The 23,948-nt window shown below is 73.1% G+C and carries 21 protein-coding genes; 7 read left to right on the top strand and 14 right to left on the bottom strand.

The genetic code is table 11. The annotated features are described in order from the left end of the window. Positions 1-50: 50 nt before the first annotated feature. Positions 51-5,312, bottom strand: a complete 5,262-nt coding sequence (locus NFS20_RS01260) for a sigma-70 family RNA polymerase sigma factor (protein ID WP_251149937.1) — start codon at positions 5,310-5,312, stop codon at positions 51-53. Positions 5,313-5,516: 204 nt separating this feature from the next. Here NFS20_RS01260 and NFS20_RS01255 point away from each other — a divergent pair, with 204 nt between their 5' ends. Beyond that, complete coding sequence (locus tag NFS20_RS01255) at positions 5,517-6,314, top strand: hypothetical protein (RefSeq protein WP_251149936.1); 798 nt, start codon at positions 5,517-5,519, stop codon at positions 6,312-6,314. 124 nt (positions 6,315-6,438) lie between these two features. Here the strand turns inward: NFS20_RS01255 and NFS20_RS01250 are convergent, their stop codons facing one another. From NFS20_RS01250 to NFS20_RS01180, 13 genes are all read right to left on the bottom strand, one after another. Further along, positions 6,439-6,747, bottom strand: a complete 309-nt coding sequence (locus NFS20_RS01250) for a DUF1540 domain-containing protein (RefSeq protein WP_251149935.1) — start codon at positions 6,745-6,747, stop codon at positions 6,439-6,441. Between the two features lie 166 nt (positions 6,748-6,913). Then, positions 6,914-7,387: a heat shock protein transcriptional repressor HspR gene (locus NFS20_RS01245; RefSeq protein ID WP_251149934.1), complete on the bottom strand. Its 474-nt coding sequence runs from the start codon at positions 7,385-7,387 to the stop codon at positions 6,914-6,916. 5 nt (positions 7,388-7,392) lie between these two features. Continuing rightward, positions 7,393-8,409 (bottom strand): DnaJ C-terminal domain-containing protein, encoded by a 1,017-nt coding sequence (locus NFS20_RS01240; RefSeq protein ID WP_251149933.1) that lies wholly within the window; start codon positions 8,407-8,409, stop codon positions 7,393-7,395. Between the two features lie 150 nt (positions 8,410-8,559). Continuing rightward, positions 8,560-9,243: a nucleotide exchange factor GrpE gene (grpE, locus tag NFS20_RS01235; protein WP_251149932.1), complete on the bottom strand. Its 684-nt coding sequence runs from the start codon at positions 9,241-9,243 to the stop codon at positions 8,560-8,562. Further along, a complete protein-coding gene (dnaK, locus tag NFS20_RS01230) occupies positions 9,240-11,123 on the bottom strand; it encodes a molecular chaperone DnaK (protein WP_251149931.1) in 1,884 nt (627 codons plus the stop codon). Before dnaK ends, grpE begins: the two co-directional genes overlap by 4 nt. A 274-nt stretch (positions 11,124-11,397) precedes the next feature. Continuing rightward, positions 11,398-12,786 carry an alanine--tRNA ligase-related protein gene (locus tag NFS20_RS01225; protein WP_251149930.1) on the bottom strand — a complete coding sequence of 463 codons (1,389 nt, stop codon included), beginning with the start codon at positions 12,784-12,786 and terminating at the stop codon, positions 11,398-11,400. Between the two features lie 95 nt (positions 12,787-12,881). Continuing rightward, positions 12,882-13,811: a cold-shock protein gene (locus NFS20_RS22130; protein WP_285821090.1), complete on the bottom strand. Its 930-nt coding sequence runs from the start codon at positions 13,809-13,811 to the stop codon at positions 12,882-12,884. Positions 13,812-13,912: 101 nt separating this feature from the next. Continuing rightward, a complete protein-coding gene (locus NFS20_RS01205) occupies positions 13,913-14,362 on the bottom strand; it encodes a type II toxin-antitoxin system VapC family toxin (protein WP_251149929.1) in 450 nt (149 codons plus the stop codon). Then, positions 14,352-14,621: a type II toxin-antitoxin system Phd/YefM family antitoxin gene (locus NFS20_RS01200; RefSeq protein WP_251149928.1), complete on the bottom strand. Its 270-nt coding sequence runs from the start codon at positions 14,619-14,621 to the stop codon at positions 14,352-14,354. The genes NFS20_RS01205 and NFS20_RS01200 overlap by 11 nt, the downstream gene beginning before the upstream one ends. Before the next feature lie 110 nt (positions 14,622-14,731). Continuing rightward, complete coding sequence (locus NFS20_RS01195; RefSeq protein ID WP_251149927.1) at positions 14,732-15,181, bottom strand: hypothetical protein; 450 nt, start codon at positions 15,179-15,181, stop codon at positions 14,732-14,734. Between the two features lie 9 nt (positions 15,182-15,190). Further along, on the bottom strand, positions 15,191-16,138 hold the full coding sequence (gene bsh, locus NFS20_RS01190; RefSeq protein ID WP_251149926.1) for a choloylglycine hydrolase: 948 nt from the start codon (positions 16,136-16,138) through the stop codon (positions 15,191-15,193). Between the two features lie 142 nt (positions 16,139-16,280). Further along, positions 16,281-16,679 carry a (R)-mandelonitrile lyase gene (locus tag NFS20_RS01185; RefSeq protein WP_251149925.1) on the bottom strand — a complete coding sequence of 133 codons (399 nt, stop codon included), beginning with the start codon at positions 16,677-16,679 and terminating at the stop codon, positions 16,281-16,283. Positions 16,680-16,720: 41 nt separating this feature from the next. Next, complete coding sequence (locus tag NFS20_RS01180) at positions 16,721-17,740, bottom strand: zinc-dependent alcohol dehydrogenase family protein (protein WP_251149924.1); 1,020 nt, start codon at positions 17,738-17,740, stop codon at positions 16,721-16,723. Positions 17,741-17,883: 143 nt separating this feature from the next. Between NFS20_RS01180 and NFS20_RS01175 the strand changes: the two genes are divergently transcribed. The 6 genes from NFS20_RS01175 (at position 17,884) to NFS20_RS01150 (ending at position 23,926) form a co-directional block, all read left to right on the top strand. After that, positions 17,884-18,801 (top strand): helix-turn-helix transcriptional regulator, encoded by a 918-nt coding sequence (locus tag NFS20_RS01175; RefSeq protein WP_251149923.1) that lies wholly within the window; start codon positions 17,884-17,886, stop codon positions 18,799-18,801. Positions 18,802-18,856: 55 nt separating this feature from the next. Then, complete coding sequence (locus tag NFS20_RS01170; protein ID WP_251149922.1) at positions 18,857-19,444, top strand: sugar O-acetyltransferase; 588 nt, start codon at positions 18,857-18,859, stop codon at positions 19,442-19,444. Between the two features lie 72 nt (positions 19,445-19,516). Next, positions 19,517-20,455 carry a helix-turn-helix domain-containing protein gene (locus tag NFS20_RS01165; protein WP_251149921.1) on the top strand — a complete coding sequence of 313 codons (939 nt, stop codon included), beginning with the start codon at positions 19,517-19,519 and terminating at the stop codon, positions 20,453-20,455. Next, positions 20,452-20,898: a VOC family protein gene (locus NFS20_RS01160; RefSeq protein ID WP_251149920.1), complete on the top strand. Its 447-nt coding sequence runs from the start codon at positions 20,452-20,454 to the stop codon at positions 20,896-20,898. The genes NFS20_RS01165 and NFS20_RS01160 overlap by 4 nt, the downstream gene beginning before the upstream one ends. A gap of 50 nt (positions 20,899-20,948) precedes the next feature. Then, positions 20,949-21,905, top strand: coding sequence for a formylglycine-generating enzyme family protein (locus NFS20_RS01155; protein WP_502800762.1), 957 nt, complete (start codon positions 20,949-20,951; stop codon positions 21,903-21,905). A gap of 128 nt (positions 21,906-22,033) precedes the next feature. After that, positions 22,034-23,926, top strand: a complete 1,893-nt coding sequence (locus NFS20_RS01150; RefSeq protein WP_251149919.1) for an alkyl/aryl-sulfatase — start codon at positions 22,034-22,036, stop codon at positions 23,924-23,926. Positions 23,927-23,948: the final 22 nt, after the last annotated feature.

Here is a 23,948-nt window from a genome sequence, read left to right as displayed (position 1 = left end):
GGTCCTCCCGTCACGGTCGCCGGATCGCCCGGCCACCGCTCGACGGTGGGTCAGCCCTTGCCGGGCCCGCCCTCGCCGCAGGGCGTCCCGCGCTCCCAGAACAGGCGGAGCAGGTCCCGGTCGGGCCTGATGCCGATGCTGCCGTTGCGTGCTTCGTACGTGAGTCCCCCGTAGGACACCGTGGCCGAGTGGGGGTACCACACGTCACGCTGCCACTCGGTGGCGCACTGCGGTGCCACGCTGAACGGGTCGACGGTCAGCTTCTGCGTCCCGGCGTCCGTGTGGACGACGTACGACGCACCGGACCACGGCGCCTCGCCGAGCTCCACGGTGCGGACCTCGCGCGCCGCGAGGTCCCAGGACCCCTTGCCCTGGCCCGTGACCCGGAAGGTCACCGGCACGTTCGAGCCCGAGTTGTCGAGCAGCGCCGACACCGCACGGTAGGAGTGCGCGCGGCTCTCGTCGTAGTACGCGTCACCGAGGACCAGCTCCACCGTCGGCTCCACGACGGCGCAGTCGACGGCGTCGACGTGCACCGTGAGCGCCTGCGTGAACGTGCTGCCGAGGTGAGTGCGGGAGAGGTCGAAGGTCACCTTGCCGGGCTTGACGGACAGCGCGCCCGAGTCGACGTCCGCGCTCGCCGCCTGGCCGGGTGCGACGTCCCCGAGGTCGTGCGCGCCCCACGGCGTCGTGGCGACGACGCGCACGGTCTCCGCGGAGTCGTTGTGCAGGCTCGCCGTGAGCCAGACGGTGTCACCCGTGCACCGGGCGTTCACGGTCGCCGTCGCGGACCAGTCCGGCTCGTACGCCGCGCGGCCGTACCGCGCCGTGAGGCCCGTGTCCTGGAAGCCCTTGTCCTGCACCCAGCGGTACTGGCGGAACGACACCGCGCCGGGCTTCACGTCGAGCGACTTCGTGTCGACCGTGAACGTGGCGCTCTGCCCGGGCGCGATCTTCTGCACGGGCGCCGAGTCTCCGAACGAGCCGCCGAGCATGCGCCCGTCGATCGTCTCGGGCGAGTCGTTCGTCAGCGTGCCGACGATCTTCACGGATCCGTCCTGCCACCGGGTCTCGACGGTCGCCGTCGTCGCCCAACTCGGCACGTACGTGAACGCGTCGTAGGACCTGGTGAGGTCGTGCGTCCCTCCGGTCGCGTCCGTCCGCTCCGCGCGGAACGTCGCCGACCCGGCGGGCAGGTCGCGCAGGCGCGTCCCGATCGTGAGGGTCGCGGTCGTGCCGGGCGCGACCTCGACGGGCTCGGTGCTGCCCAGTGCACCCGCGTCCAGGACGACCCGCAGGGTCGCCGCCCGGTGGTCGTTGCGGAAGGTGCCCGTGAGCACGGCCGACCCGGTCCCGGCATCGACGACCCAGCCGGACGACACCGCGCCGTCGACGGACCAGGCGAAGCAGTCGACGCCGGCGACGTCGTGCGTCGCGAGCGGCGCGCCGTCGGCGAGCACCACGAGGGTCGTCGCGTCGCTGCCGACACCGCCCGGCACCTGGACGTCGCGCACCGCACCACCCCGCACGGAGACCGTGACGTCGTCGCGACCCTCGACCGAGAACACCGCCGGCACCGTGGACGCCGAGTTGTCGAACCGCAGCGACACCGGCGCGGACGACGAGTCCGTCGCCGGGTCGAACACGCACTCGCCCACGCCCGGCGCGGCCGCCGCCGACGGCGCGTACCGCACCGCCGCGAACGCCGCCGACACCTCGCGGGACGTCTCGGACCCGTCGAGCCGCGCCACCCGGAACGTCACCTCACCGGCCGCGACGTCCCGCGAACCCGTGTCGACCGAGAACGACGCCTCCGCACCCGGCGCGACCTCCACGGCCTCCGTGGTGCCCAGCTCCCCCGCGTCCATCACGACGCTCAGCGGCGCCACCGCGTGCCCGTTGCGGAACGTGCCGTCGACGACCACCGAACCGGTCTCCGCCGACCACCGCGACGCCGCCGAACCTCCGACCGACCACACGAAGCAGTCCACGGCCGGGACTCCACGGGCGACGGGCCGCGCACCGTCGGTCCGCACCGTGTATGAGACCGGGGCCGCACCGGCGCGCGGCAGGTCGACGTCGAGAGAGGTCCCCGCAGGGACGGTCCGCGCGACGCCGGCGTGCCCGTCGACCGAGAACACGACGGGCAGCGTCGACGCGGAGTTGTCGTAGCGCAGCGCGACGGGCGCCGACGACGTGTCCGTCGCCGGGTCGAACACGCACTGCCCGACGGTCGGCTCGGCGACGGCCGGCGCGATCCGCTGCTCGTCGAGGAGGATCGGCAGAAGGCTCTGGTACCCCTTCGAGTCGCCGTCGGCGTCCGTGTGGAAGCGGTACTGGCGCAGGACCGCGTTCCCCCGCGGGGTCTCGCGCAGGCCGGTCTCCAGGACCATGGCGCCGGCGCCGCCCTCGGCAGAGAGCTTGGCGGCGTCCGAGTCCGCGACGTCGTCCCACGTGCCGCCCGTCGGGGCGAGCAGGCGCACGTCCATCGCGACGTCGGTGTCGTTGACGACGTCGGCCGTGTACCGGACGGTGCCGTCCACGTTCTCCGCCGTGACGCCGACGTCCGCTGCGGTGAGCCACGTCGGGTCCCAGCAGTCCAGCGCGGCGAAGGACCCGGCGTCGAGACGGTGCTCGAACGTCTCGTCCGCGATCGTCGTCGAGAGCACCAGGGCGGCGGACCCGGCGGGGAACCGCACGCCGTCGTCCACGCGCAGCTCGCCGGTCTCACCACGTGCCAGGACCGACGACGCGCCCGATCCCGCCGCCTCGGCGGTGACCGTGAGGTCGTCGTAGGCCGTCGTGTTGGTGTACTCGGCGTGGATCGACGCGCGCTCCCGGTCCTCCGGCACGCCGCACCGGGGCACGACCGGGTCGGTCAGCCCGTCCTCGGCGCCGGCCCAGGCCTCGGCGACGTCCAGCACGACGGTCGTCGCGCCGTCGTGCGCCTCCGCCGCGTCGCCGCTGACGGTCACCGTGTGCCGCGCACCGTCGACGTCCTCGGCGTCCGCGAGCAGGTCGACGGCGAAGCTCGTCCGCTGCTTGGGCGCCAGCTCGGCCTCGGTGGAGCACGAGACCACCGAGCGGTCGTCGGCTCGGCACGTCCACCCGTCGGCACGCTGCGCGCCGTCGTCCTCGGTCACGAGGACGACACCGTCCGGGAGCGCGAACTCGACCGAGGGCTGGCGCGCGACCTTGTCGCCCGCGTTGCGCACCTCGAGAGCCATGTCCACGGTCCCGGGGTTCGTCAGCGCGAACGCACGGCCCTCGGTGTACAAGGCGGCGACCCGCACCTCGGCGCCGTAGTAACCGACGGACGTCGGCTTGAACGCCTTGCGGACGGGCTCCACGCCCTTCGCCCGTGCGACACCGTGGAAGAAGTACTCGCCACCGGACTGCGCCGTCACCTGGACCACGAGCTCCTGGCTCGCACCGGGCGACAGCACGCCGACGGAGCAGGTCACCAGGCTCGTCCCGTCCGCCTGGGGCGCCGCGCTCCCGCACGGCAGCGCCGCGGCCCGGATCGCGGGCGCCACGGACGCGCCGCCCGTGACGAGCGACGAGCTGCCCGTCGCGACCCCGTCCGGCAGGGTCAGCTCGACGAGCACCTCCTCCGCGTCCCGGCCGCCGGTGTTGGACGCGATGACCGTGAGGTCGGCGGGCTGGCGCGCGGCGAGCGTGACCGTCCCGAGCGAGAGCTCGAGCGCGGGCGGCGCGGGCGGAGGGGGCGGCGGATCGGTGGGGGCCGGCGTGGGTTCCACCGGGGCCGGCGCGGGCACGACGGGCGACGGAGCAGGCTCGACCGGGGTCGTGCCCGGGTCGACCGGCGACGCAGCCGGGACGTCGGTGACCGGCGCGGCGTCCTCGCCCGGCTGCGCCTCCGGGGTCGTCGGGTCCGTGGTGGGGATGTTCGTCGGCGACGTGGGGTCCGTCGACGGGTCCGTGGGTGCCGTGGACGGTTCGGTCGTCGCGGAGCCGGAGGGCTCCGGCGAGGCGCTGGGCGACGGGCTCGTCGCGGCCGTGGGCTCGGGGGTCGGGGTGTCGTCGGGAGTGAAGACGCCGAGGGCACCCGCGACACCGAGCCCCGCTACGGCGAGGACTCCGACGCCGACGGCCGCGGCCGCGAGGGGTGCGGACGCGACCAGCGCGGCGAGGCCGCCGGCTGCTGCGGCTGCGCCCGCGCCGCCGGCCGCCACGGTGGCTCCCGCTGCCGACGCACCCGCCGCAGCGACCCCGGTGCCGGCTGCGCCACCGCCCACCACGACGCTCCCCGCGGCCCCGGTACCAGCGGCCGCACCGCCACCGCCGACCGCGCCGGCGCCGCCGGTCGCGGCTCCACCGGCTCCCGCTGCACCACCGGTTCCCGCTGCACCACCGGAACCCGCGGTCCCGCCGGACGCCGTGCCTCCGGAACCGGCCGCGCCGCCGGAGGCGCCCTGACCCGCCCCGGCGCCGGCGAGGGCCGCGGCCGCACCGCCAGCGACCGCGGCCCCGCCGGACACCGGCAGCGCCGTCCCGACGAGTCCCAGCGCGCCGATCCCGAGGACCAGGGGCGCGATGACCGCCCGCATGCCGTGCGAGACGTCGCCGAGCTCGAGCACGAGCCCGCGGCACTCGCCGCAGCCGTCGAGGTGGCTCTCGACGCGCGCCGTCTCGCGCTTCGCGAGCCCGCCGCGCACGTAGGAGCCCAGCAGGGGGTTGACGCCCTGGCACTCCTCGGCGGGCACGGACGTCAGGTGCTGCTGGAGGTAGGCCTGGCGCAAGCCCTCGCGCGCCCGGTAGGACAGGGCGGAGACACCGTTCGCGGTGAGCCCGAGGATCGGTGCGATCTCTGCGGGCGGGAGGTTCTCGACCTCCGTGTACCAGAGGACGGCGCGCCACCGCTCGGGGAGCTCGGCATAGGCCTTCGCGACGATCGATCGCTCGAAGCCCTCGAGCGTGGGGTCCTCCGTCGAGGCCATCGGCCCGAACGCGGACTCGAAGGTCCGCTCGTCGTCCGTGGGCTGGGTGCGCCGGGCACCGTTGACGAGGTCGTAGGACAGCCGGCGGACGACGGTGAAGAGGTAGGCGCGGAACGTGACGTCCGGTCCGCCGCCGTTCTGCAGGACCGAGAGCGTGCGGGCGAACGCGTCGGAGACGACGTCGTCGGCGTCCACCGTCGAGCGGACGTACTGCCGTGCCACCGAGTGCGCCGCGGCAGCGTGCCTCTCGTACAGGGCACCGTAGGCGCTCGGGTCGCCACCGCGCACGGCGGTGATGAGCTCGGCGTCGCTCAACGCCTCGCCCCACACCTGTGTTCGCGCCTCAGTCATGCCACCGCCCTGGACTTCGTCCTGCTGCAGCAAGACGTACGACGGTGCTCATGGTAGACGCCTGTCCAGGTTCCAGGGAGGGGGTCCAGCAGATCCACCCCGCAGGGGGGTGAACCGTCCCGCTTCGTCCCGTCTTTACCCGCTACCCGGAGTCTGTTTCACCCGCTGCAGCACCTCACCGAAGATTCTCGTCGAAACCGCGTCATGAGGGAGCCTCCCGAGCGTCTCATGTACATGGAACACATCCAGGGGTACGCCGCGCCTGCCCCGGAGCTGTTGCGCGAGGCCTGGCGCGAGAGGAGCGTCGAGACCGTCTGGCTGCGCCCCGGCGACTGGTACCACCCCGCCGTCGACGCGCTGACCGAGGCCGTGGTCGAGCGGAACGACGTCTCCCCTGCCGCGGAGCGGCTGGGGCAGGCCCGCGGCGAGGCCGGCGTCGGCATCGGCGAGGCGATCGACGACGTGGCGTGCCTGTACCGCTCGCACGACCGCGAGCCCGACCTCGAGCTCCTGCGCGCCGTCGCGGTCGGGTGGGCGGAGGGCTACGCCGCGACCCCGGTCTCGCCGGAGGTCCTCGACCCGGAGTCCGGTCTCGCGACGCCGCAGTACCTGACGCACCGGCTCCGGGAGACGTACGGCGCGGCGCAACGCTCGGGCGTCCCCGTCGGCGACACCCACGGGCTGCTCGTGGTGGACGTTGCCGTCGACGACCTGACGGGGTGGCAACGCTTCGCCCGGTCGGCGGCGATGGGTCGTGCGCTCACGCAGACCTTCGGGGACGGGCACCCCATGGCGTCGCTCGGCAACGGGTTGTTCGTCGTCCTCGGTGAGCGCCTGGTCGACGGCGAGGCGGTCCGGGCAGAGCTGCGCCGTCGCATCGAGCGCACCGGGCTCTCGCTCGGCGTCTCCGCGATCCTGCGCCGCCCGCCGCGCCTGTGGACCGAGCCGCTGCCGGGGACCCACGCGGCCGCCGTCGCGCTGCTCGACACGCTGCAACGCTGAGGCGCGACGGCCGGGCGCGACGACGCCCCGGCCGGGCCGGCGAGCGCTCGGTCCGGGGCGTCCGGGGGTGGGGCGTCCCTGCGGTCCGGTGGGTGACCCGACCGCCGGCGAAGAGGCCCGCGCGTCAGCGCGGGGTGAAGGTCAGGCAGTCCGCGCTGATCTCGCTCGACGGGCCCGCACCGACGCGGATCGACGGCGCGGAGCACTCGAGCGACTCGTTGTGGACGCACTCGGTCCGCTGGCACGCGCCGACGTGGGCGAGGACCTTCTCGAGCCCGCCCTTGGTGCCGAGCGGGATGAAGGTCGCGCACTCCGCGTCGCCGACATGGCCGGCGATGGTCACGGCGCCCGCGTGGCACCCGTGGTCGTGGTTGTACCCGCACCCGTCGATGGAACACTCGACGACCTGGGGCATCTCCATGAGGCTGCTCATCGTTGTCTCCTCGCTCCGAGGACCCGGCGGGCCGGGCTTCCGCTCTCCACGGTATTCCCGGAATTCGCGGGTGTATAGCAAGCAAGGCCTCACTAACAATTCCTCGAAGAATGGTCTTTAGCGCACGTCATTCTTGCGGAATTGTCGCGGCCGGGCGCGGCGGAGCTCAGTCCGCGGGACCCGCCGGGCGCCAGATGACGAGCGCACGCGCCTCGGCGTGCTCGGCAAACGTCTCGCGCAGCGCGTCGTCGACGCCACGGCGCACGCTGCGGCCGCGCGGCACCACGACGACGTCGCCGCTCGCCGCCGCGGCGAACACCCGCCCGCCCGGCTCGACCCGCGCCGAGAGCGCCTCGAGCCGGCGCTCGAGGCGCTCGACCTGCGACTCCAGGGCGAGGATCCGCTGGATCCCCGCGAGGTTGATGCCCTCGTCGTGGCTGAGGCGCTGCACCTCGCGCAGCTTCGCGACGTCGCGCAGCGAGTAGCGGCGTCCGCGCCCGGCGGCGCGGCGCGGCACGACGAGGCCGAGGCGGTCGTACTGGCGCAGCGTCTGCGGGTGCATGCCCGCGAGCGCCGCCGCCTGGGAGATGACCAGGACGGGCGCGTCCTCGGGGACGCCCTGCCCCTCGCGCGACGCCATCCCCGTCACTCCGCCGCCTGGCGCGCGAGGTCCGCGCGCACGTCGTACCCGTCGGTCTCCGCGGCGAACGCCTCGACAGCCTCGCGCGCAGCCTTCGACAGCTTCTGCGGGACGGCCACCTGGACCGTCACGAGCAGGTCTCCCGTGCCCTTGGCGGTCTGCACCCCGCGACCCTTGACGCGCAGGGTCCGGCCCGACGGCGTGCCCGCGGGCACCTTGACCTTGACCGTGGACCCGTCGAGGGTCGGCACGGAGATCGTCGCGCCGAGCGCGGCCTCCGCGAACGTCACGGGGACGCTCACGCGCACGTTGGTCCCGTCGAGCGCGAACACGGGGTGCGGCGTGACGCGCACGGTGACGACGAGGTCACCGGCCGGTCCCCCGGCGCTGCCCGGGCGCCCCTTGCCGCGCAGGCGGATCTTCTGGCCGTCCCGCACACCGGGCGGGATGCGCGTCGTCACCTGGCGACCGTCGACGGTGAACGTGACGGTCGAGCCCTCGACCGCCTGCCGGAAGGGCAGCGTCGTCGCGGCGGCGACGTCGGCCCCGGCCTGCGGCCCGCCGAAGCCCTGGCCTGCGAACCGCTGGCCCCCGGCCCCACCGCCGAACATCGACCCGAGGATGTCCTCGAACCCGGCGCCGCCCTGGCCACCGGTCGAGTAGCGCACGCGCCCTCCGCCCGGGGCGCCGCCGAACATCCCGCCGAACACGTCCTCGAAGCCGGCGCCGCCGGCGCCGCCGGCGCCGCCGGCGCCGCCCGGACCCGCGGAGAACCGGGCGCCGCCGCCCGCCATCGCCCGGATCGCGTCGTACTGCTCGCGCTCCTTCGGGTCGGACAGGACGGCGTAGGCCTCGCCGATCTCCTTGAACTTCGCCTCCGCCGCGTCGTCACCCGGGTTCTGGTCGGGGTGGTACTGGCGGGCGAGCTTGCGGTACGCCTTCTTGAGCGCGGCGTCGTCGGCGTCCTTGGGGACGCCGAGCACGGCGTAGAAGTCCTTCTCCATCCAGTCCTGGCCGGTCACGGCGCCTCCCTCCGGGTCGTGTCTCGTGTGCTCGTGGGTCTGTCCTTCGTGCGGTGCTGCGGGTGCTTCCGGTCGTGATCGTCCCGTGCCCGACGGCGGGGCGCACCTTCGCGCGGAAGGTGCGCCGCGCCGTCGGGCACGAGGGTGGTGCTACTCCGGGCCGACGACGGAGACGCGTGCGGCACGCACGACGCGCTCGCCGATGCGGTAGCCGGGCTCGATCACGAGGTTGACCGTGGTGGCCGTGGCCCCGGGCTCGGTCTGGTGCATGAGCGCCTCGTGGACCGTCGGGTCGAACTCCTCGCCGACCGTCCCGTAGCGCTGGACGCCGAACCGCTCGAGGCTCGCGTCGAGCTTGTCCGCGATCGCGGCGAACGGGCCCGTGAGCTCGCCGTGCTGGCGGGCGCGGTCCACGTCGTCGAGCACGGGCAGGAGCGCGGTCAGCACGTCCTCCACGCCCTTGGCGCGCGCGGCCTCCTGGTCGCGCAGCGCCCGGTTGCGGTAGTTCGTGAAGCTCGCGCGCTCGCGCTGGAGCGACTCGAGGTGCTGCGCCGCCTCGGCCTTCGCGGCCAGGACGGCGGCGTCGACCTCGGCCTCGCCCGAGGGCTCGAAGTCGAGCCCTTCGAGCGGGTCGGTCCCCGTCTCGTCGCCGGCACCGGCCGACGCGTCGGACGCGGGACCGGCCGCCGGGCCGGCCCCGGCCGCGCTCTCGCGCGGCCGGGCGGTCTCCGGGTCGACCTTGCGCTTGTCGGTGAACTGGAAGGGCTTGTCCTCGGGACCCTGACCGGTCTCGCCGGCCTGCTCCTCGGGGCCCCGTGCGTCGTCCGACGTCACTTCTTGTCGTCCTCGTCGTCCACGATCTCGGCGTCGACGACGTCCTCGTCAGGCGCCGAGCCCGCGCCCGCCGCGGCGGTCGCGTCGTCGGTCGCAGCGCCCGGGTTGCCGGCCGCCTGCTCCTGCTCGGCCGACGCGTAGAGCGCCTGGCCGATCTTCTGCGAGGACGCGACGAGCTTCTCGTGCGCCGTCTTCACGGCGGCGGCGTCCTCACCCTCGAGCGCGGACTTCACCGACGCGATGTCGGCCTCGACCTCGGTGACGACGTCGGCCGGGAGCTTCTCCTTGTTCTCGGAGACGAGCTTCTCGGTCGAGTACACGAACGCCTCGGCCTGGTTGCGGGTCTCCGCCTCCTCGCGACGCTTCTTGTCCTCGGCCGCGTGCTCCTCGGCCTCCTTGACCATGCGGTCGATGTCGTCCTTGGGCAGCGCCGAGCCGCCCGTGATCGTCATCTTCTGCTCCTTGCCGGTGCCGCGGTCCTTGGCGCCGACGTGGACGATGCCGTTCGCGTCGATGTCGAACGTGACCTCGATCTGCGGCACGCCGCGCGGGGCCGGCGCGATGCCGGTGAGCTCGAACGTGCCGAGCGGCTTGTTGTCGCGCGCGAACTCGCGCTCGCCCTGGAAAACCTGGATGAGCACCGACGGCTGGTTGTCCTCGGCCGTCGAGAAGATCTCGCTGCGCTTCGTCGGGATGGCCGTGTTGCGCTCGATGAGCTTGGTCATCACGCCGCCCTTGGTCTCGATGCCGAGGGACAGCGGGGTCACGTCGATGAGCAGGACGTCCTTGCGGTCGCCCGAGATGACACCGGCCTGCAGCGCGGCACCGACGGCCACGACCTCGTCCGGGTTGACACCCTTGTTGGGCTCCTTGCCGCCCGTGAGCTCCTTGACGACGTCGGTCACGGCGGGCATGCGGGTGGAGCCACCCACGAGCACGACGTGGTCGATGTCGGAGACCGAGACGCCCGCGTCGGAGATGACCTTGTGGAACGGGGCCTTCGTCCGGTCGAGCAGGTCCTGCGTCATCTGCTGGAACTGCGCACGCGTGAGCTTCTCGTCCAGGTGGATGGGGCCGTTCTCGCTCATCGAGAGGTACTGCATCGAGACGTTGGTGCTCGTCGCGGACGAGAGCTCCTTCTTCGCCTGCTCGGCGGCCTCGCGCAGGCGCTGCAGGGCGATCTTGTCCTTGGACAGGTCGACGCCCGAGCTGTTCTTCACCTGCTTGATGAGGTGCTCGACGATGCGCTGGTCCCAGTCGTCGCCGCCGAGGCGGTTGTCGCCCGACGTCGCGCGGACCTGGATCGTGGAGAAGTCGTCCTCGTCCTTGCCGACCTCGAGGAGCGAGACGTCGAACGTACCGCCGCCCAGGTCGAAGACGAGGATGAGCTCGTCCTCCTTGCCCTTCTCCAGGCCGTACGCGAGCGCGGCCGCGGTGGGCTCGTTGACGATGCGGGTCACGTTGAGGCCCGCGATCTGGCCGGCGTCCTTGGTCGCCTGGCGCTCGGCGTCGTTGAAGTACGCGGGGACCGTGACGACCGCGTCCGTGACGGGCTCGCCCAGGTACTCCTCGGCGTCGCGCTTGAGCTTGCCGAGGATGCGCGCGGAGATCTCCTGCGCGGTGTACTTCTTGTCGTCGATCTCGACGTCCCAGTCGGTGCCCATGTGGCGCTTCACCGAGCTGATGGTGCGGTCGACGTTCGTGACGGCCTGACGCTTGGCGACCTCGCCGACGAGGACCTCGCCGGTCTTGGAGAACGCGACGACCGACGGCGTGGTGCGCGAACCCTCGGCGTTCGCGATGACCGTGGGCTCGCCGCCCTCCAGGACGGCGACGACCGAGTTGGTTGTTCCGAGGTCGATCCCGACTGCTCGTGCCATGTGTGCTGCCTCCGTTGTGCTGTGGTCGCACCGGTCCCCGTGGCGCACGACGGCGCACGGTCGCCCCGGGCGAACCGGGTTGAGTCTGCTTCACTCAAGGTAGGCACCTGGTGGCGGGTCTCGCAAGTCCACCCGGCCGTACTTGAGTCCACCTGGCTCAACCTTGGTCGCGAGCCGTTCATTCCCGGCGGCGCCGGCTCGCCCCGTCGACGGGACGCGAGGGCCGGGCACGGCGACGTCCGCACCCGCGCGCGTCCGACGGGGCCGGGTTCCCCTAGCGGGCCGCTGCGCGCGACCGCGTGCGCTGGCGCTCACGGTGCAGCGCGTAGACCTCTCGCCAGTCCGTGGCGAGAGCCATGCCGCGGCGGCGGACCTCGTCGACCGACAGCTCCACGGGGAAGCCCCACGTGTCCGCGAGCACGAACAGGTCCTCGCCGGTGACGGTTGCGCCCTGGAGCTTCTCGAGCTCTCGTAGCCCCCGGTGCACGGTGCGACGGAAGCGTGCCTCCTCGTCGTGGAGGACCGCGCTCAGCTCCTCGCGCTGCTCGACCAGGCTCGCGTAGCTCTCGCCGTACGTCTCGGCCACGACGGCGACGAGGTCGTCGGCGAACCTCTCCTCCAGGCCGAGGTGGAGAGCGTGCACCACGGCCCGACGGACGAGCCGCCGCAGGACGTACCCGTGGGTCTTGTTGCTCGGGCGCACCCCGTCGGCGGCGAGGAACGTCGCGGCACGGACGTGGTCCGCGATCACGCGGAACGGACGCGGGTCCTCCGCGTACGTGCGACCGCTGAGCTCCTCGAGACGGTCGACGAGGGGTCGCAGGAGGCTCACGTCGAACACGTCGGGGGTCCCCGCGGCGGCCGCGGCGATGCGCTCGAGCCCGCCCCCGAAGTCGATGCTCGGCTCGTCGAGCGCGACGAAGCCCTCGCTGGTGCGGCGGTAGCGCATGAACACCTGGTTGCCGATCTCGACGAACCGTCCGCCCTCGCTCGCGGGGTGGGGCTCGCCGACCGACGGGTCGTGGTGCTCGGGCCCGAGGTCGTAGAACACCTCCGAGTCCGGTCCGCAGGGGTCGCCCACCGGCGTGCCCTCCAGGCCGCCGCCGCGGCTCCACCAGTTCTCCTCGGAGTCGTAGAGGAAGACCCGACCGCCGCGCATCCCCTCACGGTCGCCGTCCGCACGGGAGCCCACGTCCACGAGCGGTGCCGCGACGCCGTGCTCGGTGAAGACCGTGACCCAGGCCCGAGCCGCCGCGTCGTCACGCGGGATCCCGTGCTCGGGCGACCCGCGGAAGCACGTCACGTACAAGCGCCCGAGGTCGACACCGACCGTCGTGAGGAACTCGGCGAACCACCGGACCTGCTGCTCCACGTCGGCGGTTCCCAGGCTCCAGTTCCCCAGCATCTCGAAGAAGGTCGTGTGCCGTCGGTCCCCGACCTCGTCGATGTCCTGCGCCCGCACGCACGGCTGCGAGTCGACCAGGAGCGGCCCGGCACCGTGCTCCCGCACGCCCAGCAGGTAGGGCATCAACGGCTGCATCCCCGCACCGGTGAACAACGTCGTCGGGTCCTCGCGCAGCACCAGGGGCGCTCGCTCGATTACGGCGTGCCCTCGCGCGACGAAGAACTCGAGGTAGGCCGAGCGGATCTCCTGGGCGTCCATCTCGTCGACCCTAGGGACCGCGCGGGCGGACCTCCAGGGCAAATCCCTGCGGTCGGCCACGCTCCTCACGACGCGAAGTCGGAGGGCCGGCTCGCTCAGATCAGCTCGACGCCGTCGGCCTGCGGCCCCCGGTCGCTCTGACGAATCTTGAAGCGGACGCGGTCGCCCTCCTCCAGGACCTCGGCGCCCCGCACGACCGACACGTGCACGAACAGGTCCGCACCCCCGGCGTCGGGCGTGATGAAGCCGAAACCGCGGTCTGCGTCGTAGCGCGCGACGGTGCCCTCGCCTCCGCGCACAGGCGCGCCGGAACCCGAGGGACGGCTCGACCGACCGCGATCCGTGGCCGCGCGCGCACCTCCGGAGCCGCGCACGAGCTCCACGTTGCGGGCGTTCGGCCCCTTGTCGCCGGCGACGACGTCGTACGTCACGCGCGCACCCTCGGCGAGCTCGGTCAACCCCGGGCCGAGCGCACTGACGTGCACGAAGACGTCGTCGCCGCCCCCGTCGGGAAGGACGAACCCGAAACCCTTGGTGTCGTCGTACCAGGACACCGTGCCGTCCGCGCCGTCCGACGTCGGCCGTGCGACCTCCGCCGCCAGCGGCAGCAGGTGGTCCGCCTGCGGCCCCTTCTCCCCCTCGACGACGAGGAACGCGACCCGCTGCCCCTCCGAGATCACACCTCCCCCGACGATGGCCGAGCTGTGCACGAAGACCTCGGCGCGACCGTCGTCGGGCGTGACGAAGCCGTACCCCTTGGCCGGCTCGTACCAGGTGACGGTGCCGAGCACGCCCGCGGGCGCGTCGGCGGCCCGATCGCCCGTGACACGGACGCGGCGCGCCTGCGGGCCGCGGTCACCCTCGCCCACCTCGAACTCGACGACCTGCCCCTCGCGCAGCAGCTTCGGTCCGTCGTCACCGACGATCTCGGACGCGTGCACGAACAGGTCCTCGGCCTCGTTCCCGAGGTCGATGAAGCCGAACCCTCGGTCGGCGTCGAACCATCGGACAGTTCCCTGGGGCACCTTGTGAACTCCTTGTCTCGGCGAAGATTGCTGTCACCCCAGTGTCCCTGACCAGAACCGCAGACGGGTCGCTGGTCGCGAGTCGAGGGACGCGGCGGTGATCAGCTCTCCCGGTCGCCGATGACCGGACGAGCGACCTCGACGACCTCGAGCAGACCCTCGAGGCCCGCGAAGTCGTCAGGGTTCGTCGTGTAGAGCGGGAGATCGTTGACCGCCGCGACAGCAGCGATCATCAGATCGGCCACGCGGCGCCGCGGTGTCCTGCCCGCACCGCGAACGGCTGCGCAGATCCTGCCGAAGGCGCGGGCGGCCTCGGCGTCGAACGGTATCGGGTCGAACTCGTGCTCCGCCCGCTGCAGGACGTCGGTGCGCCGCGCCCGCTCGTCCCGTGCGGCGGTGTCGTCCCCGCCCACCAGATGGACCCCGGCCGCGAGCTCGGCGAGCGTCACAGCGCTGATCGCGACCTCCTCGGGCAGAACGCTCGCGTCGATCGACCGCCGGAGGACCAGGATGTCCGTATGGAGCAGCCCGCGCCGCACCTCAGCGGGCATACGGGTCGTCCAGGTCCGTCCCCGCCAGCGCCTCCTGGTCGACACGGAACGCGTCGAGGTCCATCGCCGGAGCCGTGCGGGAGAGCGCCGCGAACTCCGCCCGGGGGACGAACCGACGGCTCCGTCGGAGCGGGACGAGCTCTCCGATCCCGCGGCCGTCCCGGGTCACCGTGAAGCCCTGACCGTGCTCGACGGCGTCCATGATCTCCTTCGAGCGCATGCGCAGGTCTCGCTGGCTGACCTCGGGCCGGAGCGACATGGCAAGATCCTAGCGCGCACGTGCTACGGCGTGCCATCGAGTAGCACGGCAGCGCATACCCGCGCCCTCCACGGCGCGGGATCCCCCGGTGCCGCACCACCCGCCGTGCCTCAGGCGGCGCGCAGCACCAGGAGGAACTGCCCGCCGCCCGGCTCGACCTGCGTCGTGACGGCCAGGCCGGGGGCCAGGCGTGACAACCGGTCCACGAGCCAGGCCGCGGCCTGGTCGGCGTCCGCGCGGCTCGAGCAGCGGGCCACGACCTCGCGCCCTCCCTTGCGCCCGAGGCGCTCCACGGTCGCCACGATGGGCGCGGGGTCGACGACGAAGAGGTCGGGAGACCACGGCACGACCGGCGCGACCGCTCCCTTGCGCGTGTTGCAGGCGCGGTGCGCGAGCCGCTCGGTGCCCGCCGCGGGCTTCTTCGCCTTCTTCGACGTCGTGGCGCCGAGGTCCACGCTGGGCCCGAGGTCGGAGTTCACCGAGGCGCCAGGGTCCACCGGCTCGTCGCACAGCCAGCAGCGCCACGAGTCCCGGTCGCCGACCGTGCTGAGGTTGCTCATACGCGCACCCTAGGCGACGACGAGCTCCGTCCCGTCGGGCGAGCGGTCCGCCAGCGCGACGCTGCGGATCGTCGGGTCGTCGTAGGTGTTCCAGTAGTACGTCGTCGTCCTCGACGAGAAGAGCCCCGTGTAGATGGTGGTCTCGAACTCGCCCGAGCCCATCGCGGCGCAGCCGTCGACCATCGCGACCTGCTGGAGCGTGTGGAACGCGCGGCTGACGTTCTCCTCCTCGCTCGCCTTCGTCGGGTAGTGGTCGTTGACGTACGCCGCGCGGACGAACCTCGACGGCGAGTAGTAGTCGCCCGGGATCCCGCGCATGTGCGATCCCGAGCCGAACGGCGCGAGGTGTGCCCTGCCGAGCTCGACCTCCTCGGGGAACTCGGGCGAGGTGTTGAGGTAGTTGCGCAGGTTCTCGTGGTGCCAGGCGAACCCGGGCTGGTTCGCCAGGACGTCGACGTCGTCGTCGAAGACGTGCATGCCGTCGCTCGTGTGCTCCACCACGATCGAGCGCGTCGCGTCGCCCACGATCCAGTGGAGCAGCGAGCTGGGGTACTTGTCGTTGATCGGTCGGTCCACGATCACCACGTCCGCGAGCGCCGCCTCCACCTCGTCGACGCTCGCGAACTGCGAGCACACCCAGAGCGGGACCTCGAACGCGGCGACGTTGGTCGCGCCCTCGACGGGTCCCGGCGCGTAGTCCGCGTACCCGGGGAAGTTGAGCCCGGCGACGGCGAGCCCCGCGTCGTTGCCGCAGTCGAAGTAGAGCGGTGTGCCGTCCTCCACGATGCCCATGCCGATGGTCGCGTGGCGGATACCGGGGACCGCGCCGAACGGCGACCGGGGCGCGTACCCCGTGGGCGTGACCACCACCTGCTGGCCGTAGCCGCTCGTCCAGTCGAGGTTCCGTGCGAGATAGAGGTTGTCGTGACCGTCCGAGAACCTGATGCCCGTGCACATGTGGTGCCCCCTGTCCGTGGCGGACGTCGGCGTACCGCCTTCTCCAGGATGCTCCCGCGGGGGGAGCGGGGCATCTGGAGATCGCGGCACGCCCCGGTCACCCGGCTCAGGTCGGGCGTGCGGTCACCAGCGGCTCGCCCGGTCAGCCGCGTCCGTACTCCTCGTCGGTCACGTGCTCGAGCCACGTGACGACCTGTCCCTGGTCGTCGGCCTCCTGGAGCGCGACGTGGGCCATGAACCGGTCCGACGTCGCGCCGTGCCAGTGCTCCTCGCCGGGCTCGACGTAGACGACGTCGCCCGGCCGGATCTCCTGGACCTCGCCGCCGCGGGTCGCGACGTACCCGATGCCGTCGGTCACGTACAGCGTCTGCCCCAGAGGGTGGCGGTGCCAGGCCGTGCGGGCCCCCGGGGCGAACCGCACGTGGGCGCAGCCCACGGAGGACTGGTCGTCAGGATTGCGGATCCCGTCGATGTAGACGGTGCCGGTGAACCAGTCGTCGGGTCCCGGGGCGGTCGTGCCGCCGCTCCTCGTCAGCTTCATGGTGGTGGTCCTTCCTCTCGCTGTGTGCTTCGACGGGCCGGTCAGAGGGTCAGGAGCACCTTCGTGGCGCGGCGCTCGTCCATGGCCCGGTAGCCCTCTGCCGCCTGCTCGAGCGGCAGGGTGAGGTCGAAGACCTTGCCCGGGTCGATCGTCCGGTCCCAGACGAGCCGGATCAGCTCGGGCAGGAAGCGCCGCACGGGCGCCGGACCGCCGTGCAGGTGGACGCCGGAGAAGAACAGCTCCTGGCCGGGGAGCGAGACGTCGTGGGAGACGCCGACGTAGCCGACATGCCCGCCGGCCCGGGTGGACCGGATGGCCTGCATCATCGACTCCTGCGTGCCGACGGCCTCGATGGTGCTGTGCGCACCGAGCCCGCCGGTGAGCTCCTTGACCCGCGCGACGCCCGCGTCGCCGCGCTCCGTGACGATGTCGGTGGCGCCGAACTCCCGGGCGAGCGCCTGCCGGTCGGCGTGCCGGGACATCGCGATGATCCGCTCGGCGCCGAGCTGCTTGGCGGCCAGGACGCCGAGCAGACCCACCGCACCGTCACCGACGACCGCGACGGTCTTGCCGGGACCGGCCTCGGCCGCGACGGCGGCGAACCACCCGGTGCCGAGCACGTCGGACGCGGCGAGCAGGGAGGGGAGCAGGTCGTCGTCGGGCATGCCGGGCGTGGCGACGAGCGTGCCGTCCGCGTGCGGGATCCGCGCGTACTCGGCCTGGGCGCCGGGGACCGCCCCGGGGCCGCGGTGCACGCAGTGGGTCTGGTAGCCGGCCCGGCAGATCTCGCACGTGTTGTCGGAGGAGAAGAACGTCCCGACGACGAAGTCGCCGACCTTCACCTCCTGCACCGCGGAGCCGGTCTCCTCGACCACGCCGACGTACTCGTGGCCCATCGGCTGGTGGTCGACGTCGTCCGCGCCGCGGTACGGCCACAGGTCGGACCCGCAGATGCACGTCGCGGCGACCCTGATGATCGCGTCGGTCGGCTCGACGACGGTCGGCCGCTCGGTCTCGTCGACCCGGACGTCGCCCGGGGCGTACATGACGACTGCACGCATGGTGGTGCCTTTCTCTCGAGGTCTACCGTGCCAGCGAACCAGCCGCCGGGCGCGGCCGGGAGTCCCTGGCGTGGGGTGTACCAGGGGTGCACCCCACGCCAGGGACTCCCTCGGGTGCACGGGTCCCGGCCTACCCTCGAACCATGGACAACAGGGCGGACGTCCGCGAGTTCCTCGTGTCGCGGCGCGCGAAGGTCTCCCCCGAGGCGGCGGGCGTCGTCGGCGGCGCCAACCGGCGCGTCCCGGGTCTACGGCGCAGCGAGGTCGCGACGCTCGCCGGGGTGAGCGTGGAGTACTACGCCAAGCTCGAGCGCGGCGCGGTCGGCGGCGCCTCGGCCTCCGTGCTGGACGCCGTGGCGCGGGCGCTGCAGCTCGACGACACCGAGCGCGCGCACCTGTTCGACCTCGCGCGCGCCGCCGACGGCATCCCGTCGTCGGGGCGTGCGCGCCGGCGCGCGACCCGGTCGGCGCCACCCCGGCCGAGCCTGCAGTGGGCGCTGTCCGCGATCACCGACGGCGTCGCGTTCGTCCGGGACCAGCGCCAGGACCTCATCGCGACCAACGCGCTCGGCCGGGCCTTCTACTCCCCCGTGATCGGCGACGGCGGCCGCATCCCGAACCTCGCCCGGTTCCAGTTCCTGGACCCCGCGGCACGCGACTTCTACCCCGACTGGGACCTCTTCGCCGAGATGTGTGTCGCGATCATGCGTGCCGAGGCCGGCCGGGACCCGCACGACAAGGGCCTGCAGGACCTCGTCGGCGAGCTCTCGACGCGCAGCGAGACGTTCCGTCGGCTCTGGGGCGCTCACGACGTCCGCACGCACGGCGCCGGGACCAAGCGGTTCCACCACCCGGTGGTCGGCGACCTCACGCTGGCGTACGAGGAGCTCGCCATCACCGCGGAGCCGGGCCAGGTGCTGCTCGTCTACACGGCGGAGCCTGGCTCGCCGTCGGCGGAACGCCTGCGCGTGCTCGCGTCCTGGGCGGCCGAACCCGTCCGCGACGACGCGCCGACGCCACCCCGACGAGCGACCGACGAGCGACCGATGAGCGACCGATGAGCGACCGATGAACGACATCGCCCTCACGCCGGGCCCCGGACGACAGGATCGATCGATGCAGCTGCAGGACTTCCTCGACCACGTCCGTGGCGGAGCCGTCATCGAGGGCGGCTCCGCCCAGCACGCGTTCCTCCACGAGACCGCGCAGGAGGCGCTGCGGATCACCGCCGAGCTGAACGCCGGGTACCGCACGCCGCAGGAGGTGCGGGCCTTGCTGTCCCGGCTGACCGGCCGGACGGTCGACGAGTCGGTGACGGTGTTCCCGCCGTTCCACTGCGAGTTCGGGAAGAACCTCGCCCTCGGGCGCGACGTCTTCGTCAACATGGGCTGCCGCTTCCAGGACGCCGGCGGCATCACCGTCGGGGACGGGACGCTCGTCGGGCACGGCACGACCGTGGTCACCCTGAACCACGCGGTCGACCCGGCCCGGCGTGCCGACATGGTCCCCGCGCCCGTGGTGATCGGCCGCAAGGTCTGGCTCGGTGCGGCCGTGACGATCGTGCCCGGGGTGACGATCGGTGACGGAGCGATCGTCGGCGCCGGCGCGGTCGTGACGAAGGACGTGCCTGCCGACACGGTCGTCGCGGGCGTACCGGCCCGGGTCGTCCGGCCGACCGGGTTCGGGACGACCTCCGACGCCTGACCGCCGGTCGCCGGTCGCCGGTCGCCGGACGACCGTGAGGGCCCGATCGGGTGCACCGTGCCACGATGGAGCATGGCTCGCGCTGCCGACGTTCCCGAGTGGGGATTCCGGCGCGCGGACGGACTGATGCCCGGGGTCGCCGGCGCGGTCGTCGGGTACGACGCCCGGGGGCACGACAGAGCGATCCACCGCGGGCTGCCGTCGCCCCACCTGACCCTCGTCCTCACCCTCGACGAGCCCGTGGTCACCGGCTGGTCCGTCGAGGAGGCGTCCGGGCCGTCGGCCACGCGCGTCGACGTCGTCGCGGCCGGGCTGCACACGCAGCCGGCGTACGTCTGGCAGCCGCCGAGGCAGTCCGGGATCCAGATCGCCGTGCACCCGACGGCCGCGCGGGCGGTCTTCGGGGTGCCCGCCGCGGAGCTGTGCCAGCGGACGTTCGAGGGCAGCGACGTGGCTGGTCCGGGGCTCGGTCGGCTCCGCGACATGCTGATCGAGAGCCCCGGCTGGACCGGCCGCTTCGCCCTGGTGCGAGGCTTCCTCCAGGACCAGGTGGAGCGGGCCGCCGACCGGCCGCCCGTCCGGGCCGAGGTCGCGGAGGCGTGGCGCTGGCTCGTGCGGCGCCGAGGCACCGGGCGGATCTCGTCCCTCGCCGACCACGTGCTGCTCAGCCCGCGCCAGCTGCACGCCGTCTTCACCGCGGAGCTCGGGGTGGGCCCGAAGCGGTTCAACCGCCTGCTCCGGCTCCAGCGGGCGAAGGAGCTGATCGGCGGACGGGTCGCTCGTGGCACGGACGTCGACCTCGCCGACGTCGCCGCCTGGTGCGGATACGCCGACCAGGCCCACCTGACGCGCGACTTCGGCTCGCTCGTCGGGACCAGCCCGGCACGCTGGCTGGCCGAGGAGCACGGCACGCTCGCTGCCGAGGGATACACAGGGGATCACGCCACCGAGCGGACTCCGCCGAAACCTTCAATCCCTGCCGGCGACCCGCGCGGCACGGTGGTGCCATGAGTACAGAGACGAGCAGGCAGAACAGCACGGACACGAGCACAGCGCCCGCCGCTCCGGCCCCGAGCGTCTGGCCGACGCTCCGCGCCCGGGACGCGCACGCCCTGATCGAGTTCCTCACGACGGTCCTCGGCTTCGCCGCCACCGCGGTGCACGCCGACGGGGACGTCGTCCAGCACGCCGAGCTGACGTGGCCCGAGGGCGGCGGGGTCATGCTCGGCAGCGACCGGCCCGGCACCCCGTGGACGCAGCAGCCCGGTACCGGCGGGGCCTACGTGGTGACCGACCGGGTGGACGAGGTCCACGACCGGGCGGTCGCCGCGGGGGCGCGGATCATCCAGCCGCTCGGCAGTCCGGACTACGGCGGCCGGACCTTCGCGTGCGCCGACCCGGAGGGCAACCTGTGGTCCTTCGGCAGCTATCGCGGCGAGTCGACCCGGCCGTAGCCGCCCACCGCGGGACGCCGGACGTGGCGCCGCGGGTGCCCGACCGATCCATGGCTTCCTATGCTGAGCCGGTGACCCTCACCGAGCTCGTGACGATCTCCGGCGGGACGTCTCGCATGGGCTCCGACGACCACTATCCGGAGGAACGACCGGCGCACCCGCGGCAGGTGGTCGCGTTCGCGCTCGAGCGCCACCCCGTCACGACCGCCCAGTTCGCCGAGTTCGTCGACGCGACGGGCTGGACGACGGTCGCCGAGCGTGCCCCCGACCCCGCCGACTTCCCCGGAGCAGATCCCGCGTCGCTCGTCCCGGGGTCGGTGGTCTTCACCCCCACTGCGGGACCTGTGGACCTGCAGGACTGGCGGCAGTGGTGGCGCTGGCAGCCGGGTGCGTCGTGGCGGCACCCGGAGGGACCGGGCTCGGACGTCGGCGACCGGGCCGACCACCCCGTCGTGCACGTGGCCTACGCCGACGCCGCGGCGTACGCCACGTGGGCCGGCCGGCGTCTGCCGACCGAGGCCGAGTGGGAGCGCGCCGCGCGCGGAGGTCTCGACGGCGCGGAGTACGCCTGGGGCGCGGACGCCCTGCCGGGAGGGCGACGGATGGCCAACACGTGGGTCGGCGCCTTCCCCTTCCGCAACGAGGGCTGGGGAGGCACGTCGCCCGTCGGCGCGTACACCGCGAACGGGTACGGGCTCCTCGACATGATCGGCAACGTGTGGGAGCGCACGTCGGACGTGTACGCCCCGCGGCACCACCCCGCCGACGCCACGCCCGTCCCCCGGGGTGCGCGGACGGACCTCCTCGCGCCGACGACGTCCCCGCAGGTCCTGCGTGTGACCAAGGGCGGCTCGCACCTGTGCGCCCCGGAGTACTGCCTGCGGTACCGGCCCGCGGCGCGGTCGCCGCAGAGCGACGACAGCTCGACCTCCCACCTCGGCTTCCGCTGCGCCACCGATCTGCCCCTCGGCGACGGTGCGAGGACGACGCGGTCGTCGCGCCCTTGACGCTCCCCGGCACCGGGCGTGCTCCCGAGGCGCTCGGGCCGAGCGCGAGGCGCTGAACCTCGGGCGAGGCCCCGGAACGCGTCGTTCTTCCGGATGCGCTCCATGGCGACCGCTGCAACTCTGGCGCCATGCCTACCGCACCCAAGCCAGCGACCGAGACCGTCAAGCAGCAGCAGCGCGCGCTGCTCGAGAGCCTGCCCTTCTCCGACACCCAGGACTTCGACGACGCCGCGCGCGGGTTCCTCGGCCGGCTCGAGCCCGGCGTCGTCACCCACGCAGACGGCCGCGTCGTCTGGGACAACGACTCCTATGGCTTCCTCGAGGGGGACGCCCCGGACACGGTGAACCCGAGCCTGTGGCGGCAGTCGCAGCTCGTCGCCCAGCAGGGCCTGTACGAGGTCGTCGAGGGCATCTACCAGGTCCGCGGCCTCGACCTGTCGAACATCACGTTCGTCGAGGGCTCGAGCGGGGTGATCGTCATCGACCCGCTGATCTCCACCGAGACGGCCGCCGCCGCGCTCGGTCTCTACCGCGAGCACCGCGGCGACCGTCCCGTCACCGGCGTCATCTACACGCACTCCCACGTCGACCACTTCGGCGGCGTCAAGGGAGTGACGACCCAGGAGGACGTCGACGCCGGTCGCGTCCCCGTGATCGCCCCCGCCGGCTTCGTGGAGCACGCGGTGTCGGAGAACGTCTATGCCGGCACGGCCATGTCGCGCCGAGCGGGGTACATGTACGGAGCGGTGCTCGCCCGCGGACCGCAGGGCCAGGTGGGCGCGGGTCTCGGGCAGACCACGTCGACCGGGACGGTGACGCTCATCCCGCCGACGCACGAGATCACGACGACCGGCCAGGAGGAGGTCGTCGACGGGGTGCGCATCGTGTTCCAGATGGCACCCGGCACCGAGGCGCCGTCGGAGATGCACTTCTACTTCCCGGACCGCAAGGCGCTGTGCGCGGCGGAGAACGCGACGCACAACCTGCACAACCTGCTGACGCTGCGCGGCGCGGTGGTCCGTGACCCGCACGCGTGGTCGAACTACCTCACCGAGGCCGTCGACCTCTTCGGCGGAGAGGCAGAGGTCGTGTTCGCCTCGCACCACTGGCCGACATGGGGTGCGGACCGCGTCGTCGAGTTCCTCTCGATCCAGCGTGACCTCTACGGCTACCTCCACGACCAGACCGTCCGCTTGCTCAACAAGGGCTTCGTCGGCACCGAGATCGCCGAGCAGCTCACCCTTCCCCCGGCGCTCGAGAACGCGTGGAGCACCCGGGGCTACTACGGCTCGGTCAGCCACAACATCAAGGCGATCTACCAGCGCTACCTCGGCTGGTTCGACGGCAACCCCGCCCACCTGTGGGAGCACACGCCGGTCGAGCGCGCCACGCGGTACGTCGAGCTGGCCGGCGGGGTGGACGCCGTCGTGGAGAAGGCCCGCTCCGCGTTCGAGGCGGGCGACCTCCGCTGGGCCGCCGAGCTCCTCAACCACGCGGTGTTCGCACAGCCGGACCACGGTGCAGCGCGCGACCTGCTCGCCGACACGTACGAGCAGCTCGGTTACGGCGCGGAGAACGGGACGTGGCGCAACTTCTTCCTCTCGGGGGCGACCGAGCTGCGTGACGGCGCGTTCGGCACCCCGACCGCGACGAGCTCACCCGACATGGTGGCCCAGCTCTCCCCGGAGATGCTCTTCGACGCCCTCGCCGTCCAGGTGGACGGTCCGCGCGCCTGGGACGAGAACCTGTCGGTGGACGTCGTGCTCACCGACTCGGGGGACCGCTACCGGCTCCGCCTCGCCCACGGGGTCCTCACGTACTCCGCGGCAGCACAGCAGGGCGAGGCCGACGCGACCCTCACGACGACGCGCGGGGCCCTGCCGGCGCTCGCGCTGGGAGGTCTCACCGCGGAGACCCTCGCCGGCGCGGGCATCGACGTGAGCGGCGACGCATCGGTCCTGTCGCGCCTCGGCGCCGTCCTCGACCCGGGCGACCCGGACTTCGCCATCGTCACGCCCTGACGCCCTGACCGTCCCGCGAAGA

The sequence above is a fragment of the Cellulosimicrobium sp. Marseille-Q4280 genome (assembly GCF_943181405.1).
Taxonomy (GTDB): domain Bacteria; phylum Actinomycetota; class Actinomycetes; order Actinomycetales; family Cellulomonadaceae; genus Cellulosimicrobium.
This window is presented reverse-complemented; position numbering and strand designations above follow the sequence as displayed.